Below are 17,625 nucleotides of genomic sequence, written 5' to 3'. Positions count from 1 at the left end.
TATTGATGCTTTATTTTAAATTTAATGTATATCATAACTTGTTGTTAATTGGGGAATAAGGACTAAATTCAGCTCTGTTTTATGAAAATTGAACTATATATAATGGATTAGGCAGCTGATTGTCAATTTAGCTAGCCTGAATTCCTTACTTATGGTATAACAGTCTCTGAGTTACTTTTTTGCTTACTTTATGATTTCAAATACTCTTATGTAATAATTGGATATTAAATATCTTTTTATATGGCAAATGCAGTATATTTGCAATTTTCGAATCTAATTTTTTAATAAAAATGAAGCACTTGCACACTGATGTTGAATCGATTGGTGAATTAAGAAAACGCAAAAAAAGAATAGATGCGTATTTATCAACTGTTAGGGTCAAAACACTTAAAGACGAACTTGCAATAATTCAATACTGCCATAGATTCTTAGGCATAAAGATAAAATCGATTCCGAGTGGTATTGATCTTCCGGAAATAACTTTTGAATGTTTCTTGAATTGGTTAAATCAAGTTGTACCCGGTGAAGGAGATATAATTGAACTGGTAGGAAGTAAATTTATCTGCATTGTAAAATTTACAGATGTGAGTAAATTTAGGATTTGTGCTAAATTAAATTTAGACAATGAACTTTCAATCATAGAAGAGGATATTCCTATTTGTGATTTTAATCCTGCATCTATTGAAGGTAAAAAAAGATTACAGATCGCTTTATACCAAAAGAAACTTATCTGGAGTTCGTACAAAATAGAACTCCTAGAAATGGTACAGCCAAATGAAAATCAACAAGTAAGAATAACGCTGTTAGGAGAAAAAAAAGGTCTTGGTGTTTTTCGGGAGATCAATGAGAAAAATGAAATTGTTATGTTTTGCGTAAAAATGGATAATGAGGGTTTTCGTTATTCACTACATGAAATTATAGGCTTTGCATGGGATTACCAACTTGAAATGATATCCACGAATGAAAGAGAAGAGTTCGCTACTGTTATTCAACAATCAAAATTTATCTGGAATGGTCATGCTAAACGGATAGAACCAATAAATTATCGAGTCAAGAAAGGTGAACCTTATAATTTTATTACTGATAAATTTGAAGTAAATGTTGCTCAAGATAATTATAGACCAAGTGATTTGAGACGATTACAAACCGGAAATTATTTCCAATTTCAGAAAGAGGCTGAAGATATGGTTAATCATATATACAGTAAGCTTATGTGTATTCAAAATAGAAGAGTAGAGAAAGGTGAGCTGTATTATTATATAAATACAAATTTGGGTGTTTCCAAGTCCAGCTTTAAAAACAACATTAAGGATGTTACCAGAATAAAACGGGGTAATTTCTTTATTGGAAATAGTGAAGCTAATAATTTAATCAAACTTATTGTAGAATACAGAAAAAATCAACTCATCCAGTTTTACGAACTCTATCCTGATTATAAATATTCAGCCAGAAAAAAAACATGAAGAGTATTTTCAAAACGCCTTTGGCGTTATATAATAAGATTCTTTTTGATTCTTTTTCTATAAAGAAAAAGAATATAGTGTTCTATTATTATCTTATTTATATTGTATCTTACTTACATCATTTATTTCAAGGTGGGGGTGGAGAATTACTCAGGTTGACTCTTCCTTAATATTGCCCTTATATATCCGTATTAAACATTTGTACATAAACAAACACAATAACTAGTAACTTTCTTCTATCGATTGAATATTGATTCCTTCCAGTAAATTCCAAAAAGTAAACAATTTCTTATCTTTTTGTAATTATCTAATATACTTAAGTTAAAGGTGATTCTCAGGCATCAAAAGGCATATACATATCACTTGTCGGATTGTGATTTTAATTTACTTTGCCAGTTGAATTGAAGAGAGTTCATCATTTATAACACGATTACAAAAATTACTATTACTATGAAAATTAAAAATTTAATTTTAGTATTAGCTTTGACGGCAGTTTCTACGACCTTACTTCCAAGTTCCTATATTGGAGATGATAAGGGAAAAGTTGGCGATGGAGGCATTATGCTTTATTCGCGTATGTCATTCATACCTCCAATTACTATCCATATAACAAATAAAGATAATATCGAGGTTATTTTCACCACCGATATTGGTAAAGTCTCCGGTTTGGTTAGAGACTATTCTGGTATTGCAATTATTCAGTTAAATGCTGATACTTCTAAAGATACCGGAATGAACATTAATATATCCAATCTACCAACAGGTACTTATACCTTCACGATTGTTACTGAACAAGGCAGTATAGTGAAGAGTGAAAAGTTCACGGTGGATTGACCGTTTTTACTTGGGTTCGAGGATTATTTATAGTTCTCGAACTTTATTTTTACTTTAACACTCACTTCTAATGAAATACTCTCTTAAAAACGTAATTAATTCATTGTTACTTCTTATATCATTTGTTTTATTTTCCTGCAAGGAGAATAAAGTTACAGTAGATTTATTAATTCAGGCACAGAAGATTGCCGACAGTAAACCCTCAGACGCTCTTGTTTTACTTGATTCTATCCCTAATCCGGAAAACCTGGACAAGGATAATTATATGCAGTATATTGTTACCCGTACACAGGCAAGATTTAAAAATGGCCAGGATATCTCAAATGACACCCTCATTTTCGAAGCACAGAACTACTTTGACAGCAGGAATGATCCTCACAATTCAGCCTTAGCTCATTTCTATGCGGGTAATGTGTATTATAAAAGAGACCTTCCGGATAAAGCATTGGATTCTTATCTGAATGCCGAAGTATATGCACGATCAAGTGGAGATAATATACTTACCGGCAAGAGCCTTTACAATATCGGTTATCAATATTATAACCAGGATGTGATAGATAGTGCAATTGTTCATTATAATCAAGCTTTAGCTTGTTTCGACCAAGAACCGGATACTGATTTATTGAAAATGCAACTTTTATATTCATTAGGTTCAGCATATTTCACCAAAGAGGATATTGACAGTGCTTTTATAACCTATAACAAAGGCTTAGAATTGGCAACTAAATTGGATAATCCAAAGTACCTCACCATATTCGTCAATCATTTAGGAGTTGCTTTAGGTGAAAAAGGCATGTATAAAGAAGCATCGGAAAAATTACACACTTCACTCGGTAAAGTAACCTCTACGGTGGATTCTCTTAGGATATACTTAAACCTTTCAATATTGCATAACAGAACTGGAGGTCTTGACTCTGCACAGTTTTATGGCAATCTTATAACTATAAGACTAAATGAAATATCGAATAAATATGTGCTTCGAAGTGTATATGGGGCATTGAAAGAAACTTACAAAATGCAAAGAAATTATGCTGAAGCATTAAGATATACAGATTTACATAGCAAGACTAATCAAGAAATTCATAATGAGGAACAGTCTCTTGAATTATTGGTTGCAGATAAGAATTTCGGTCTGAATCAGAAAGAGAAACAACATGCAATTTATATAGGCCAGGTGCGTTATTGGCTAATAGTCGGTGGAGGATTACTATTATCACTTTTGATATTATTCGTTTTCTCTTTCAGATTAAATAAAAAACATAAAAAAGAATATTCCCTGCAAGTTGAAAAATATGATCATTTAAAATACAGACTAACGAAAATGTCGTATGACACTGATAAGCTCGAAGCAGAGTTGAAATCAATACTGGATGATAATGATCTCAAATGAAAATAGCTATTCCAGTCTATCCTAAGAGTTGTAGTGTCAAGATATTCAGTTTCAACTAAAAGAGAAACCCGATCTGCAAATAATGTAGATCGGGTGTGTTTAAGTTGGTAATATTTTCAGCTAATGCTTAGCTTTGAGTAAGATAATTTCATCATTCGTTACAGATTGTACCATTCGTTGCTGATTTTTGAAAACAGAGTCGCAAAAATGGATTAATTTATTGACATTATAAGTCGAAGTTAATATCTTAACGAGTTTATCGTAAACCTTCATATCAAACGAATAATATACTTTATTTCCCAGATCATTGTTTCTTTTACTAAGTAGCCCGATCTCAATCATCCGTTTAATGCATTTGTCGAATGTGTATTCATTAAGCCCCATAATCTTCATATATTGTGCCCTGCTCCAGTTAACATTATACCCGTTACTTTTTTTGTATTCAATATCTATCATATGAAGTATAAATCTTGTTTCTGCGGGATTGAAAAGGTAAGAGAGTCCTGTATGGTATTTAACGAAAGGCAAGGTTTCTGATTTCTGTCTGTTGTTCATCGTTTTTTTATTTAATCTTGATTAGCAGGGATATTTTCATTGATATAAAAAAAGTGTATTTTCCGGTCAATCATCGGTTTGTAGACTTTGAATCCCAATTCCTTTGCATATTTACCGACACTTACTCTACTAGGCAATTTGAAAGAATGTTTCTTCATGTGCAAAGACATTTCATTGAATGTCATCCGTTGTTTTAATTCCATTTTATTTATTATTTAGGTTAGATATCAACTAATACTATTTAACAATAGCCTGACTGGTATTAAAAGGTTTATATTGGATTGAGTTGCATTTGTAAAAACCCCTAGAAGTTTTGTAGTAAGTTTCTTCTAGGGGTGGGCAATAGGAAGTAAAGTGTAATAATGAAGAGGTATAAAAATTCAAGAATATTATATTATTTGTTTAATATACTTATCAGGAATATAATACTTATTATTTTATCTATATTGTCACTTTTTATCCACTCACGAGCGACATTCCAAGTTAGTGACATTTCAAAAATATAATTATCAAGTTTTGTTGTGTGGTTTGAAAGTTTTCCTTCAGTTGGTTTTAATCCCAGGTCATGTAACTCACACAGGCCATTCTTAAAAAATATACAGCCATTCTCGGTCATCATAGCTTGTACCATAGGTATTGGGAATTCTATTTTGTTTATTCTCATACCAACAGTCCAAACAGTAAGCCTTAATTTGTCAGTATACCCGGCTTCAATTAACTTAATAATATCATCCGGAGTGCCTAAACAGGGAGTCCTGCATTGTGACTTACATTCTTCGCACCTACATTCTGTAATAACCCGGCCTGTTTTTAAAACAATCTTATGTAGTGTTTTATCTATATTCATTTTGCTAATAATTTTTGTGAATTTTGTTGACGGTATAATTCGAGAACGTATTCACGCCCAGCTGGGGTCCATCGCATTACTTTACCAAAGGAGTATGTTTTTCCTTTTTTGTTTGTCCATAGATAGGGTACTGGTATTTGTAAGTTCACTAGAGAGCCAACACATACCCATTGCTTGTATTTTACATCGTATTTGCATATTTTGTTTTCATAAAGAAATCTGTTCAGAGCAACAGTTGTTATGCGTAACTCATCTGCAATTATTGCCGTTCTGAACCACTGTCTATCCTCTATAAAATCATTGTAAAAATCGACTTTAGGTTTGTCTTCTTCTATTTTTTTATCTTTTAATTCTACCAATTCCTGTAATTTGGCAGCAAGTAAAAGTGCTTCACTAAATGTTTTAGGAACTGGAAAATTCTGCTTCTCCTCCTTTCTGGCTAGTTTATTCTGCTTTATATCATTTTCTTCTTTATTCAAAGTCACATATCCTTTGGAGCCCCACTGCTTTATTACGCTTTTATACCATTTATGGATGTCTGCAGAAAGCCATTTCGTAAATTCGATGCCTAAATATTCTTCTATCCATGTAACCCCCATACTCCCTCTGGTCGTAATTATCTGGCTTTCTAGATTTTCATACATTCCTTTCTCAACAAGCGATAGTCGTAGATTAGCTGTTTGGGAAAGCAAAAGCCATTCGCGCGGTTTTTTTCCAAATATGCGAACCATCTCAGTGGCATTTACATATGTTTTGCCATTCTCAGATTTAAAACTGATTGGGTGATCTTTGAAATTGAAAATTACAGGACCGTTGGCAAAGTCTTGTTGATTTTCATCTTTACAGGAATCATCACCTATGACTTTTTGTTTTTCTATTGACTGATTCGTTTTTTTTTCTTTGATTCTAGATTCCGGTTCTATTGCTCTTCCAATGGGAAGAGTAGTTACCCAAGTAGCCAGTTCATCGCACACTTTAGCAATCACTTTATTCTCTTTTCGAACACTGCGTAATAAAATATGAATGTCATAGGTATCTATAAACCAGAATAATTTTCCATTATCATAGAGTGGATATCTTGCACAGGATGGACATAATTTTAATACTTCTCCATTTTCGATGATGTCTTTTCTTAGTAAAATCTTGCATAGATTATGTAGATTAATCAAGCCCACTGTACCATCAGCATCTGCACCTACCCAAATTTGATGTTCCTTGAACGGAACCTTGCTAAATGTCTGTTTCATCAGTTTCCCCCTCTGTATTATTTTTAGATTTACGTTTGTTTTCCACAATACTTCTTCTACGAGCCATATCCCTTACGGAATGATATTTTCTTTTTTCACTACACATATTATCATAATCGATCAAATTAAGATTATCAATATCATTAATTTCTATTTCTATTTCAGGGCTAATATGTCTGAAGTAATAACCACCTGTTGAAATATATTTGCCTGTACAACTGAATGATATTGCCTGTAAGTTTCCCCCTGAAAAATTTGCTGCAGCATGTAATGACCTGAGAATACCTATTAAAACACGAGCTCCGTTAAATACTAATACCGGCTTTGGTTCTTTGAACATACTTTTTCTCATATCTCAGTGGTTATCTGAGTTATAATATCATTCGTAAATCTATCCCTTACCATCATTAATAAACTTGTATCGGACAAAACTATTCCCGTGAGCAACATTTCAGATATTCTTTCCAAAATATATACTCCAAAACCAGGATCGATATATGCAATAAAAAGCATAGCCAAGGCTTCATCAATATAAATATGGCCTGTGGTTTCTTCTTTTACAATCAAGTCACTCATCCCCAGTTGGTAGGTATCACATATTGATTTCTTCCAGAAATAAAAACCAATATCAAAATCCTTTATCGAATGAATCTTAATATTGCCTTTACATAGAATGTAATGTGTTGCATCAAAATATGTATTTCCATCTTCAGATATTCCAAATATTAAATCTGGAAATTCCAAATATTTTACTTCCTGACAGGTGGGAATTTTTTTAATAATCATTATCAATAGTATTAACATTAAAATTCAACAACAAATATATGATATTTGCTCGTAATAAAAATACGAAAACGGAAATAATTTAACATTGAAATTGTATTTTAATTATTGATATATAAGTATTTATATAGATGTTATGGTTAAATATTAATGCTTCAGGTCTATATATGTCAAACAGTCATATTTTCTATATTTTGTTAATGTTTTGATCGTATTTTACAGTATATAACCCAATTGTTAAAAAAAACAATTTTCCTGCATTTATCTATTCTTAAGAAAAATTGAAATGCAGGAGAAAAATACTGAAGGAACTTTCAATCACGAATTACTTGGAAGTATATTTCGAACTTCTAAGAAGACAATTCAGGAATATGTACGGGAAATTGAACGTAATAATAGATACAAATCAATCCGTTCAGATGTTACAGCCGGAACTATACTCGATGACCGGTCAAGGCTAATCGATTTATACGAATCATGTTTGCAACAAGACGCACATATCCGTGCAGTAATAGAAACTCTGGAAAGTCAGATATTGGGTGACCGATATATGCTTGCACGGTTAAATGACAAGGGTAAATATATTAAGGATGTTAACCAGACTCAGAAAATTCAAGGTTCTCAGTTCGACAAGATCATACGTGGTATTGTTGAAGCAAAATTGTATGGATATACACTTCTTGAGATAATGCCTCAGATCGATCCGAAGACAGGAAAATTAGCTGAAGTAAATATCGTTGAGCGTAGAAATGTACTGCCGGAACAACGCACTGTGGTAAAATGCCAAGGGATCTGGTTACCCAACTGGAATCTGAGTTCAAAAACTTATTCTCGCAATTATGTTCTGATAAGTACGGGAGATATAGGATTGTTCTCTGCAACGACACCACTTATTCTTGCCAAAAAGTTTACTGTAGCTAATTATGTAAATTTTTCGCATACTTATGGCCAACCCATAATCCACGGAAAGACGGTCAGTGAAAGTAATACCGACCGTAAACGACTGGCGGGGGATATAGCTAACGCAGCCCAAAACAAGGTAGTTGTAACTGGCTTAGATGATGAAATAGATATCAAGACATTTACGATGTCTAACTCAGAGAAGATCTACACCAGTTTGATCGAGTTTGTAAACAGTGAGGTTTCGAATATGATTCTGGGATCGGAGTCGATGGCTGGAGGAACACAGTCTTATGTAGGTTCTACCAAAGCACATCAGGATATTTTCAGAGACCGTATAGAGGTGTATCGAAGGTTCATCGAGAATATAATGAATGAAGAGATCATACCCCGCTTAGCTGCTATCGGCTACATAAACGAAGGATTACATTTCAAATACTCTAACCGCATTGAAATGAATAATGAAGACCGCATCAAACTATATGGTTTAATAACGGATAAGTACGAAGTGACTGCCGATGAAATTGAAAAGGAATTCGGAATTATTGTCGGCAAGCAACTAAATGTGATGGCAAATGAAGGTATAGAGTCGAGTCCGGGTTTATCAGGTAAAAGTTCCAGCGACAGGTACATAATGAGTGATCAGGAATATTTAAAGAGATACGGCCATTCGCGTTCAAGCAGTGTTGTAAATTTTCTAAAGGGAGTGGAATAAAAGGCAGAATTGCACTCCCAGCATTAAAAAGTAATGCCATAAATCAGGTTGTCATGAAAGTTTTACAAACTGATAAGGACAAATCAAAGGAAGAATACCTGTTGCTTCTTTCAGCATTTCAGAGGCTGATAGAAACATATGGGAACAGTGCTGAAAAATGGGAAACTGTCGAAGGCATCATAACACTTAGAGCTTCGTTCCTGATTGAACGTGTCATAGACGGACTAAGTATAGATTTTAATAAAGCTTTGTCATTGCTTAAGAATCATAATGACTTTACCACAGAACAGGAAAGACTGCAGAGAGAAATATTAGTTACTGCAATTGATAACCTTGTTGATTTTGCTGCTTCACAGGAACAGCAAATGTTGGAGGATTTACCGGATGAATTAGATAATAATCATACAGAGCAATATGAAACCGTTTTCGAAAAGTACAATCTGGGGTATGCTTCTCAGGAAAATCAAGATGTGCTGTATGCTGCCGGTGTTGCAGCCTGGTGGATTACGGTTCAGGAAGAAACATTAGTGACTTTTATGACTCAGGGTGATGACCGGGTAAGGGACTGGCACCTGTCACTTGAAGGCCTATCTTTTCTGAAAAGAGACTTTCCTTCCGATCTGATTCCACCTATTGAATGGGGGTGCAGGTGTTACCTGATTTCGGATGGCTTTGGTTCGGTTTATGGTTCGACAAAATCTACAGATCAAGCAATGAAGGTTAATCCTGTCTTTCGAGAGAGTTTAGCTACCGGAGGGAAGATTTTCTCTGAAATGCATCCCTATTTTCAAATTGAAAGAATAAAGCCTATTCAGGTAATTGCTGATCGTATCAAACAAAAATTTCATCTGCTATGACAAAAATATCTTTAGATACATTTTGCAATCAATGGGCTCAGGGTGGGAATCCAAGGATCATAGTCAGCCAGCTTGATAAGAATATATTCGATTTTGTGACTATTGCCGGGCAATACTCGAAACGATTTTTTGTCGCTTCCTTCACAAGGAGGACTAGTGGGTTTTATGGCAGTGGTTCATCATGGGCTCTACGTACTTCGAGGTGGGGAAAGAAATTTACCCACGCGCTAATGAATGATACCGGAAAGCTAAGGAATTTTATTAAAGGAGATGCAAAAAAAACGAATCGAACAGGTTGGAAGAATGACGGAAAAAGAATCTTTACCAGAGGTGCCATCTACAAAATTACAACAAATGAAGAAAGTACTCCGGAAAGTAAAAAACGCGGAAAGCACCAAAAAGGTGGTGTATATGCCCGTTATGGAGGAGTCCATAATGCCGATCCCAATAAAACAAATTACACGGTCAATCAATATTCTAAACGTAGGCCTGTAAGACGACAATTTATCGGTATCAGCGATAAACTGAATAATGATGTCAGTAAATTCATACATATACTATTCCGAGGTTTTCCAACATGATTAAAGATAAATTTCCACAAAATAAAGCTGAAGATAGCAATAAAACCAGTCATACTATTTCTTTACCGGAAATAGTAAGTGAGAACGCATTTGTAAATATGTATCAGGCGGTCAAACGTGCTATACTGACCATCCGTGAGAATGATGAAAACCCTACAAGTGAACCTTATTTTAAGACTATTGCCATTGATAACGGCCAGTTTACCCGTATTGTTAGGGATGAAAATATGGAGATGGAAATTGCTTTTCCCGCAATCTTTATTCATTTTATCAACGTGCGTTATCTGGTTCAGCAACAACGAATCGGAGAGGGACGGGCAACTATGAGAGTACGCTTTATCCTCAATACCCTGAATAATCAGGATCCTGAAAGGGAATGCGCCCCGTTTATCATATTTCAAAAATTGAATGTAGCTATTCAGGATGCTAAAAATCATGAACCTGCGTTGAATGAACGCTGTAATCTAACCTATTTTGATATGCCATTAACGACTAATATGTTACAGGCATACTGGGTAGATTATGAGGTCTGGTTTCGGGAAACCTCAGCTTGGAAGTACCGGGAATGGGTTGAACGTTATCTGGTAATGCCTCCTTTTACGAATCATTCTGATGCACCGGAAAATGATATGGAAGCTCATGGGGATCATTCTACACCTACATACCGTGACGTAACAAATTATGTACCTTCTGTAGAGGAAGACAATACAGAAGAGAATGTAACAGACGATTCAATACAAACCGTTTAAACTTCTTTTCTCAAGGGTTGCTATTCTTTGATAAAATGTAATCAATGAAAAGTAACAATTTCAAAAATATAGTCGGAGAGATTAAAACCGGAGAAGTGGCAACAATACGTTTCTTCGGCAAGATCACAGAAGATTCGACCACTCTGTTCAATAATGAATTCGATTTTTTGGAGAATGCCATACGTCCGTCTTTAATCCGGGTTTTGATTAACTCCGAAGGAGGTTCAGTTCTACATGGTATGTCTACCTATTCCACCATTCAAAATTCTACAGTTCCCACTGAATGTATTATCGAAGGAATGGCAGCATCTATGGGTTCTATTATCTGGGCTGCCGGAGCACGGTCTTTTATGCGTGACTATTCGATTTTAATGATTCATAATCCTTTTTTACCCTCCAACGAAGAAGCTCAGACATCCGATCTGGTACAGGCTTTTGTTAAGCAAATCAAAACAATTTATCGAAAACGTTTCGGTATGACCAAAGAAAGGGTTGAAGCGATCATGGATGGCGATACGGGAAAAGACGGAACCTTCTTCGATGCTAAGGCTGCTATAAAAGCAGGAATTATACCTACAGAGAATATTCTACACACTTCGAAACAGCTTTGTGAGAAAGTCAAAAATGAGCTCACCGATCTTGAAAATATTTCGGAAATACAAGTCCTGATGAGCCGTATTTGCATGGAAGCAGATGCACTGGATATTGAAAATAAACACTTCGAGAGCACTTTCCCTAATCTTAATCAAATACAAAACAATCACACAAAAATGGATGAACTAAAAACCAACTCTGCAGAATACGCTGCAGTGGCAGCATCTCTGGGAATGAAAGAAAAATACGAAGTCAAAGATGTCATGTCCCGAATTTCAGAACTTCTTGGTGTTGAAGACAAACTTGCAGAGACAGGCAAATCATTAAAGGATGCCCAAACTGTCATAGCCGGAAAAGAAGCAACAATCCAGAACTTACAAAAGGACAAAGATACCCTAACGGCTTCCCTAACTGTATTTCAAACTAAAGAAGCAGATGAGAAGAAAGCAAAAATTGAGGCACTTGTTGAAGCAGCCATCGATAACGGTAAAATAGACAAAACTTCTAAAGCACAGTGGGTAGAGATGGCTGAATCCAATTATCCGCTTGCTGAGAATATACTTTCTTGTATACCTGTTCGGGAACAGATCACTAAGGAAATCGCTGCAGATCCTGCGAATATTCAAGCTGCAAGACAAACAACAGAAGAGAAGATGGATGAAAAGGTGCAAGCTGTTGTTGGGGCGAAATTTGAATTTAAAACTCTCGGATAACTAAAAATCCGATCCAATTAATTGACGTGTTATTAATTCGCTTAAGGAACACATCACTTCGTAAATGCCAGTACGGTAGTGCAGATTATCAGGCTAAAAAAACAGATAATTAACTGATAAAAACTACTTATAATGGCTGATACAGTTTCATTTTTACAGAATGGCTATAATGGTGAGGTCCTTGAAGATTTACTTACTTATACAGCACAGGGTAATGACACATACAGAGAAGGGCTTATACACATCAAAAGCGGAATTCAACACAAATACACATTACCCGCTATCAAATTGGGCGAAATTATTCAGGATAATGTACCTACTCCAACAAGCAATCACGGAGCGAAAGGACCCAATGGCGAAAACGAATACCAATTTACGGAACGTTACCTGATTCCGCAAGATTTTATGGTCTATCTGGAATTCAACCCCAGAGATTATGAGAAATACTGGAAGTTTGCACAACCTGATGGAAATCTTGTATTCAGGGAGCTTGACCCGAAGGTTCAGGCTACGATGCTCCGTTTACTTATGGACAAGAAAAACGAATATATCGGTAATGCCATATGGACATCAGCCAGAGGTGGTGAAGCCGTCGCCGGAATCACAACTCCAGTCGATTGTATTAAGATCGGTAGAGGAAAAGAAAAATATTTTGATGGCTTTATCAAGCGCGTAATCGATAATGTGAATGCTACGGATGCTGAAACGATTGCAGGTGGACAGGTTATTATATCGGGTAATACTGAATTAGCAGATGGAGAGGCTGTAGAACAGGCTTTATATTCCATGTGGAAAAAATGCCCCAAACAAATCCGTAAGAAATCGGGCCTTAGCTTCATAATCGGTTGGGATTTATGGGATGCTTACGATCAGTATGTGTCAGATAAACAAGTAAAATACTCGGAAAATACAGAGGTTAATAAATATAGATTTAAAGGTAAAAAGATAATTCCTATAGTGGGCATTCCCGAACATTCCATAGTCCTCGGTGAATTCACAACAGGGATGGAGTCAAACCTTTGGATGGGTGTTGATTTTGCTAACGACACTGATGTTTTAAAAATTGACCGTCTTCAGTCGAACTCGGAACTCTTCTTCTTCCAGATGAGAATGAAAATGGATATAAATATTGTCCGTCCTGCTGAAATTGTGGTTCACACTGCTTACCGAATAACTCCTTAATCATTTTTTTTATAACCTACAAAGGGGAGTAGAGGCCACACACTCTGTTCCCTTTTCTTATTAGCATAAACAATGGCAAAACCAAAGAACGTATCCGAAGAACCGAAAGGGGGGACTACGGCTGAAACAGTTCAGAATCAAAGTCAAACGGCTACAGCAGAAAGACCTTTAAAGGTAGATAAAATCCTCAAGAAATATAGCACATACCAGTCACTATATATCGATTCACACGGAGGGGCCTACACAACTGATACTCCCCAACAGCTCAGGGGTAGTGCAATCCTGTATGAAAATCCCTATTTCAAACCTTAACATGACCTAAAAATGGCTCTAGGAAACGTATTTATACAAGATATTGATGGTAACATACCCTATAACTCATCATCGGGTAATGAAAAAATAACCGGACTGCTTTTCGATGTATCGATGCAGCCTGCCCTTTTTACGGCCGGTTATGGATTAAATAATATAGGGAAATTAGACCTGAATGATATAATCTATATCACTACCCGTAAATCAGCAAGTAGGGATTTTGGAATTATTGACAGGATTATTGCCAATGAAGATGATGAAGTAAATGAAAACTTCTTACATGGTATTCCTGCATACCATATCCGTGAGTTTTTTCGGATGTCAGGCAATGTAGAAGGTCGTGGAAAACTATATGTCATGTTCGCCGATTGTAGTGCAAACTGGGATGCAGTTGAAATTCTTCAACGTGCTTCCGGTGGCACTATAAACCAATTGGGAGTGTGGACAGAGCAGCCACTCTGGAAACTTAATGGTGCAGCAGAACGATACAATCTAAATATTGTAAAGACACTTAATGATAAAGCAGTTGCATTGGCTGCACAAAATCAGCCTTTGTCGATAATTCTTTCAGCAAACCCATCTAATACCGGTACAAGCACTACTGAAGGCAAACAAGTAAATCTGAATAAGATTCCAAGCTGTATTTGTGAATCGAGTCGTATGAGTGTCATATTCGGACAGGCTTCGAATGAACAAATCTCAATAATGCAAAAGAGAAATGTAAATAATACACCTGTTGGATTCTTAGGTGCTGTAATGGGTGCCATTGCAAAAGCGAATGTGCAAGAATCAATTGCATGGGTTAGACAGTTCAATCTTTTTGCAGACGATTTTCAAGATATAGAACTTGGATTCGGGGATATAAACCTGACAGTGGACCAAGAGTTCGAAAGCCTTAATTTCTATGAGTCTTTATCGCCTGTATTACTGGATAATCTGGATGACAAAGGATATATTTTCCCAATGAAATACGCTGGGCGTGAGAATGGTATTTATCTTTCCAAAGATCAGACTTGCTCGAATGGTGACTACCGTACAATTGCACGTAACAGGACTATCAACAAATCACGCAGAGCCGTAAGAACCGAACTTCTACTATACGTTAATTCTCCATTAATGGTTAATCCTGCTACGGGCTTCTTGGCTGTGTCAAAGATCACAGCATTTAAAACGCTTATTGGTGATATTCTAGCAAAAATGCAGGCTGCTCAGGAAATTTCCGGTTATGCTGTAAATATAAATGCAAATCAGAATGTACTGTTAAATGATACACTACAGATATCATATGTAATTGTGCCTGTAGGCGTTGCTACCAAAATATATGTAGAAGAAGGTCTTTCACTCACCGCAAAATAACACAAACCATGCCTATAATAAATAATGTTGCATACTCATGGAGTATGATCACGCTTTCTTCTACTGCATTGGGTATTGATGAAGGCAGCACAACCCTTCAGGGTGTATCAGGTATAAAATGGAATAAAAAACGAAAAATCGAGTCCAACTATGGGATGGGTGGTAAGCCCGTCTCCAGGGGCTTTGGCAATATAACGTATACTGCCGGTATTACAATGGATTACGAAACACAACAAATGCTTCGATCAACCTATGGCAGCCTTATGGATATCGGAGAGTTTGACTTGATTATTTCTTTTGCTAATCCAATGGCTTCCGATGATTGGACGACAACAACGGTTACGTTGAAGGGTTGTATTTTTTCAGAAGATGGGATGGAGAGCAAACAGGATGATACGGATATTACCCATGAATTTGATCTGAATCCTTTTGATATTCAGATTGGAGACGCTATGTCTATATAGACATAGCGTCTCTTATGTAACCTTTTAGGAAATGTAACCTTTTTCGGATAATTATTTGTTTCTCAGTATATCTTACTTGAAAAAGATTACATAATATTTCTACTTTCCTAGGTTTTCAAGCATTTCAAGTAAACCTTTGTTACGATGCCATATTGGTAATGACTCAGGTTCTGGAGACAAAGAGGTTTTCTCAATGGCCTCTAGCTTTTGTTTTGTACTTATCCGAGCATATATCTCAGTAGTTGTAACTGAGGAGTGACCAAGAAAATCACGAATATAAATTAAATTCACACCAGCATCCTGTAACATCATAGCTTTCGAATGACGCATTGAATGAGGACTAATACCTTCGGGGATTATGGCTGGATTTGATTGCCGTGCTTTCTCTGCATATTTTTTGATAATAACAGCAATAGTTTTTCTCGAGAGTTTATCTCCTTGACCATTATCAAAAAGAGGTTGTTCATTTGCCCAGTCATTAAGTAATCCTTTTTCTTCCATATACATTTTTAGCAATCTTGCACCTTGTTCTGATATCGGTACTATGCGGGTTTTGTTCCCTTTTCCTTTGATTTTTAATGTGGTGGGTTTACCAAAATGAACCCTTGAGGGTGTTAAATCGGCTATTTCTTGAACTCGCCCAGCTGATTCATACATCAACGATAACAAGGCGAGATCCCGTCGACCTTTTGCCTTGTATGTATCCGGCTGTTCAAGCAACAGCTTTATCCCATCCGGGCTAAGGTACATAACACTAGCTGTATAATTTCTTTTCACTTTAATGCCTAATATCCGATGCCATTCATGTAATTGTTCAGGAGAACGATACAGTAAAAAGCGGAAAAAAGCGTGTAATGATGAGAGTCTTGAGTTACGAGTAGATATGCTGTTATTGCGCACTGATTCGAGCCAATCAAGGTAATCAATAACCCGTTCCTGGGTAATATCCTTAAAATCGATCTTTTCAGCTCCTATGTTATATTTATCGCGCATAAAAATCAAAAAGAGAAGCATATTGTCACGATAAGAGAAAATCGTATTTGCCGAGTATCCCCTTTCATTAGGAAGATATACAGTTAGGTACTCGGAGAGATATTTTGCAAATTTAGTTGGTTTCATAGCTTATAATCTTTTGAAGTCTGGGTAAATATAGGTACAGATACTATCGGTCTGGCTTAATAGTTCCGGAAACATTTCAGAAGTTAAGCGAACATATCTATCAGTTGCATTCAAAGAGAGATGCCCAATATACATAGAGAGAATAGGCATGATATAATACAGGTCCTTGCCTTCTCTGGCAAGCCGAGCCAGAGTCTTAACGCAGAAGGTGTGCCTGAGATCGTGCATTCTTGGTCCTCGTTGTTTGCCTAAATGAAGAATACCAGCTATTTTCAATATCTGATTCCACCAATGGCCGAACGACTCATTCGTACATCGGGTTCCGTTCAGTTTAACGAAGAAGGTATCAGTGTGAATGTATGGGAGCAGAGATCTATACTGCCTGTATTGTCTGCATACTTCAGATAATGATTCCGATATTGGAACAAGGCGCTCTGTTCCATTCTTGGTATCCCTTAGTATAAGGTAGTTGTTATTGAGATCAACGTCCTTGTCGAGCAAACCCACGGCCTCTCCCAACCTTATTCCAGTCCCGGCCAACATTCGGACCAGCGCCGGAACTGAAAACAGGCAATAACATGGGTGAGAGCGCTGTTGGACAAGAAGATTGGTCGCATTGAAGATTGCATCCAGTTCAACATCCGTGTAGATATATGGTACCACCGTTTCACGTTTGGACTGAACTGCTGGAGGGATATAGGCATCATAGCCGAGGTTGAACAAGTGTACAGATAGCTGACGAACATAATTTGTCCGATGGCTCCATGTTGTTACCGTTTCATTTGGTCGTCGTGCGCACCATTCTTCCACAAGTTCCCTTGGTAGGGCTATATCACGGTTGCCTTGATTATGCGCCCAGGTATCGAACGCCCAAAGTCCGACCTCAATACGTTCAGCCTTAAAACCGAGTCCTTTCTTTACTCGAATAAAATCCTTTATGAATGGAGACAAGACTGTGTTTCGA

The 17,625-nt window shown here is 36.3% G+C and carries 20 protein-coding genes; 12 read left to right on the top strand and 8 right to left on the bottom strand.

What is annotated here, in order from left to right; all coding sequences use genetic code 11:
- The first annotated feature begins 290 nt into the window (after positions 1-290).
- From IR022_RS15700 to IR022_RS15690, 3 genes are all read left to right on the top strand, one after another.
- Positions 291-1,463, top strand: coding sequence for a hypothetical protein (locus IR022_RS15700; protein ID WP_194204442.1), 1,173 nt, complete (start codon positions 291-293; stop codon positions 1,461-1,463).
- Positions 1,464-1,946: 483 nt separating this feature from the next.
- A complete protein-coding gene (locus IR022_RS15695) occupies positions 1,947-2,297 on the top strand; it encodes a hypothetical protein (protein ID WP_194204441.1) in 351 nt (116 codons plus the stop codon).
- Between the two features lie 70 nt (positions 2,298-2,367).
- On the top strand, positions 2,368-3,687 hold the full coding sequence (locus IR022_RS15690) for a tetratricopeptide repeat protein (protein WP_194204440.1): 1,320 nt from the start codon (positions 2,368-2,370) through the stop codon (positions 3,685-3,687).
- 120 nt (positions 3,688-3,807) lie between these two features.
- Here the strand turns inward: IR022_RS15690 and IR022_RS15685 are convergent, their stop codons facing one another.
- The 6 genes from IR022_RS15685 to IR022_RS15660 form a co-directional block, all read right to left on the bottom strand.
- On the bottom strand, positions 3,808-4,242 hold the full coding sequence (locus IR022_RS15685) for a hypothetical protein (RefSeq protein ID WP_194204439.1): 435 nt from the start codon (positions 4,240-4,242) through the stop codon (positions 3,808-3,810).
- Between the two features lie 11 nt (positions 4,243-4,253).
- Positions 4,254-4,445: a hypothetical protein gene (locus tag IR022_RS15680; protein ID WP_194204438.1), complete on the bottom strand. Its 192-nt coding sequence runs from the start codon at positions 4,443-4,445 to the stop codon at positions 4,254-4,256.
- A gap of 191 nt (positions 4,446-4,636) precedes the next feature.
- Positions 4,637-5,089 carry a hypothetical protein gene (locus tag IR022_RS15675; RefSeq protein ID WP_194204437.1) on the bottom strand — a complete coding sequence of 151 codons (453 nt, stop codon included), beginning with the start codon at positions 5,087-5,089 and terminating at the stop codon, positions 4,637-4,639.
- A complete protein-coding gene (locus IR022_RS15670; RefSeq protein ID WP_194204436.1) occupies positions 5,086-6,336 on the bottom strand; it encodes a phage antirepressor KilAC domain-containing protein in 1,251 nt (416 codons plus the stop codon). Before IR022_RS15670 ends, IR022_RS15675 begins: the two co-directional genes overlap by 4 nt.
- On the bottom strand, positions 6,320-6,688 hold the full coding sequence (locus IR022_RS15665; RefSeq protein WP_194204435.1) for a hypothetical protein: 369 nt from the start codon (positions 6,686-6,688) through the stop codon (positions 6,320-6,322). Before IR022_RS15665 ends, IR022_RS15670 begins: the two co-directional genes overlap by 17 nt.
- On the bottom strand, positions 6,685-7,122 hold the full coding sequence (locus tag IR022_RS15660) for a hypothetical protein (RefSeq protein WP_194204434.1): 438 nt from the start codon (positions 7,120-7,122) through the stop codon (positions 6,685-6,687). Before IR022_RS15660 ends, IR022_RS15665 begins: the two co-directional genes overlap by 4 nt.
- Positions 7,123-7,405: 283 nt before the next feature.
- Here IR022_RS15660 and IR022_RS15655 point away from each other — a divergent pair, with 283 nt between their 5' ends.
- The 9 genes from IR022_RS15655 to IR022_RS15615 all read left to right on the top strand — a co-directional run bounded on the left by IR022_RS15655 (position 7,406) and on the right by IR022_RS15615 (position 15,542).
- Positions 7,406-8,734, top strand: coding sequence for a DUF935 family protein (locus IR022_RS15655; protein WP_194204433.1), 1,329 nt, complete (start codon positions 7,406-7,408; stop codon positions 8,732-8,734).
- A gap of 53 nt (positions 8,735-8,787) precedes the next feature.
- On the top strand, positions 8,788-9,591 hold the full coding sequence (locus tag IR022_RS15650) for a phage head morphogenesis protein (protein WP_242053284.1): 804 nt from the start codon (positions 8,788-8,790) through the stop codon (positions 9,589-9,591).
- Entirely contained in the window at positions 9,588-10,172 is a 585-nt protein-coding gene (locus IR022_RS15645; RefSeq protein ID WP_199330322.1) for a hypothetical protein, read from the top strand. The genes IR022_RS15650 and IR022_RS15645 overlap by 4 nt, the downstream gene beginning before the upstream one ends.
- Positions 10,169-10,921 (top strand): hypothetical protein, encoded by a 753-nt coding sequence (locus IR022_RS15640; protein WP_194204432.1) that lies wholly within the window; start codon positions 10,169-10,171, stop codon positions 10,919-10,921. The genes IR022_RS15645 and IR022_RS15640 overlap by 4 nt, the downstream gene beginning before the upstream one ends.
- A 44-nt stretch (positions 10,922-10,965) precedes the next feature.
- Positions 10,966-12,228 carry a Clp protease ClpP gene (locus IR022_RS15635; protein WP_194204431.1) on the top strand — a complete coding sequence of 421 codons (1,263 nt, stop codon included), beginning with the start codon at positions 10,966-10,968 and terminating at the stop codon, positions 12,226-12,228.
- 132 nt (positions 12,229-12,360) lie between these two features.
- Entirely contained in the window at positions 12,361-13,410 is a 1,050-nt protein-coding gene (locus IR022_RS15630) for a hypothetical protein (RefSeq protein ID WP_194204430.1), read from the top strand.
- 72 nt (positions 13,411-13,482) lie between these two features.
- The gene (locus tag IR022_RS15625; protein WP_194204429.1) at positions 13,483-13,722 is read left to right on the top strand and encodes a hypothetical protein; all 240 of its coding nucleotides are present in this window, start codon (positions 13,483-13,485) and stop codon (positions 13,720-13,722) included.
- Between the two features lie 12 nt (positions 13,723-13,734).
- Positions 13,735-15,078: a DUF2586 family protein gene (locus IR022_RS15620; protein WP_194204428.1), complete on the top strand. Its 1,344-nt coding sequence runs from the start codon at positions 13,735-13,737 to the stop codon at positions 15,076-15,078.
- Positions 15,079-15,086: 8 nt separating this feature from the next.
- Positions 15,087-15,542 (top strand): hypothetical protein, encoded by a 456-nt coding sequence (locus IR022_RS15615; RefSeq protein ID WP_194204427.1) that lies wholly within the window; start codon positions 15,087-15,089, stop codon positions 15,540-15,542.
- A gap of 99 nt (positions 15,543-15,641) precedes the next feature.
- On the opposite strand, the gene IR022_RS15610 is transcribed toward IR022_RS15615, so the two are convergent.
- Positions 15,642-16,661 carry a tyrosine-type recombinase/integrase gene (locus IR022_RS15610; protein ID WP_194204426.1) on the bottom strand — a complete coding sequence of 340 codons (1,020 nt, stop codon included), beginning with the start codon at positions 16,659-16,661 and terminating at the stop codon, positions 15,642-15,644.
- A gap of 3 nt (positions 16,662-16,664) precedes the next feature.
- The gene (locus IR022_RS15605) at positions 16,665-17,204 is read right to left on the bottom strand and encodes a tyrosine-type recombinase/integrase (protein WP_262892255.1); all 540 of its coding nucleotides are present in this window, start codon (positions 17,202-17,204) and stop codon (positions 16,665-16,667) included.
- Positions 17,205-17,625 lie beyond the last annotated feature (421 nt).

The sequence above is a fragment of the Dysgonomonas sp. GY617 genome, from assembly GCF_015233815.1.
Lineage (GTDB): Bacteria > Bacteroidota > Bacteroidia > Bacteroidales > Dysgonomonadaceae > Dysgonomonas_A.
The sequence above is the reverse complement of the archived record's forward strand: the minus strand, read 5'-3'. Positions and strand labels throughout refer to the sequence as shown.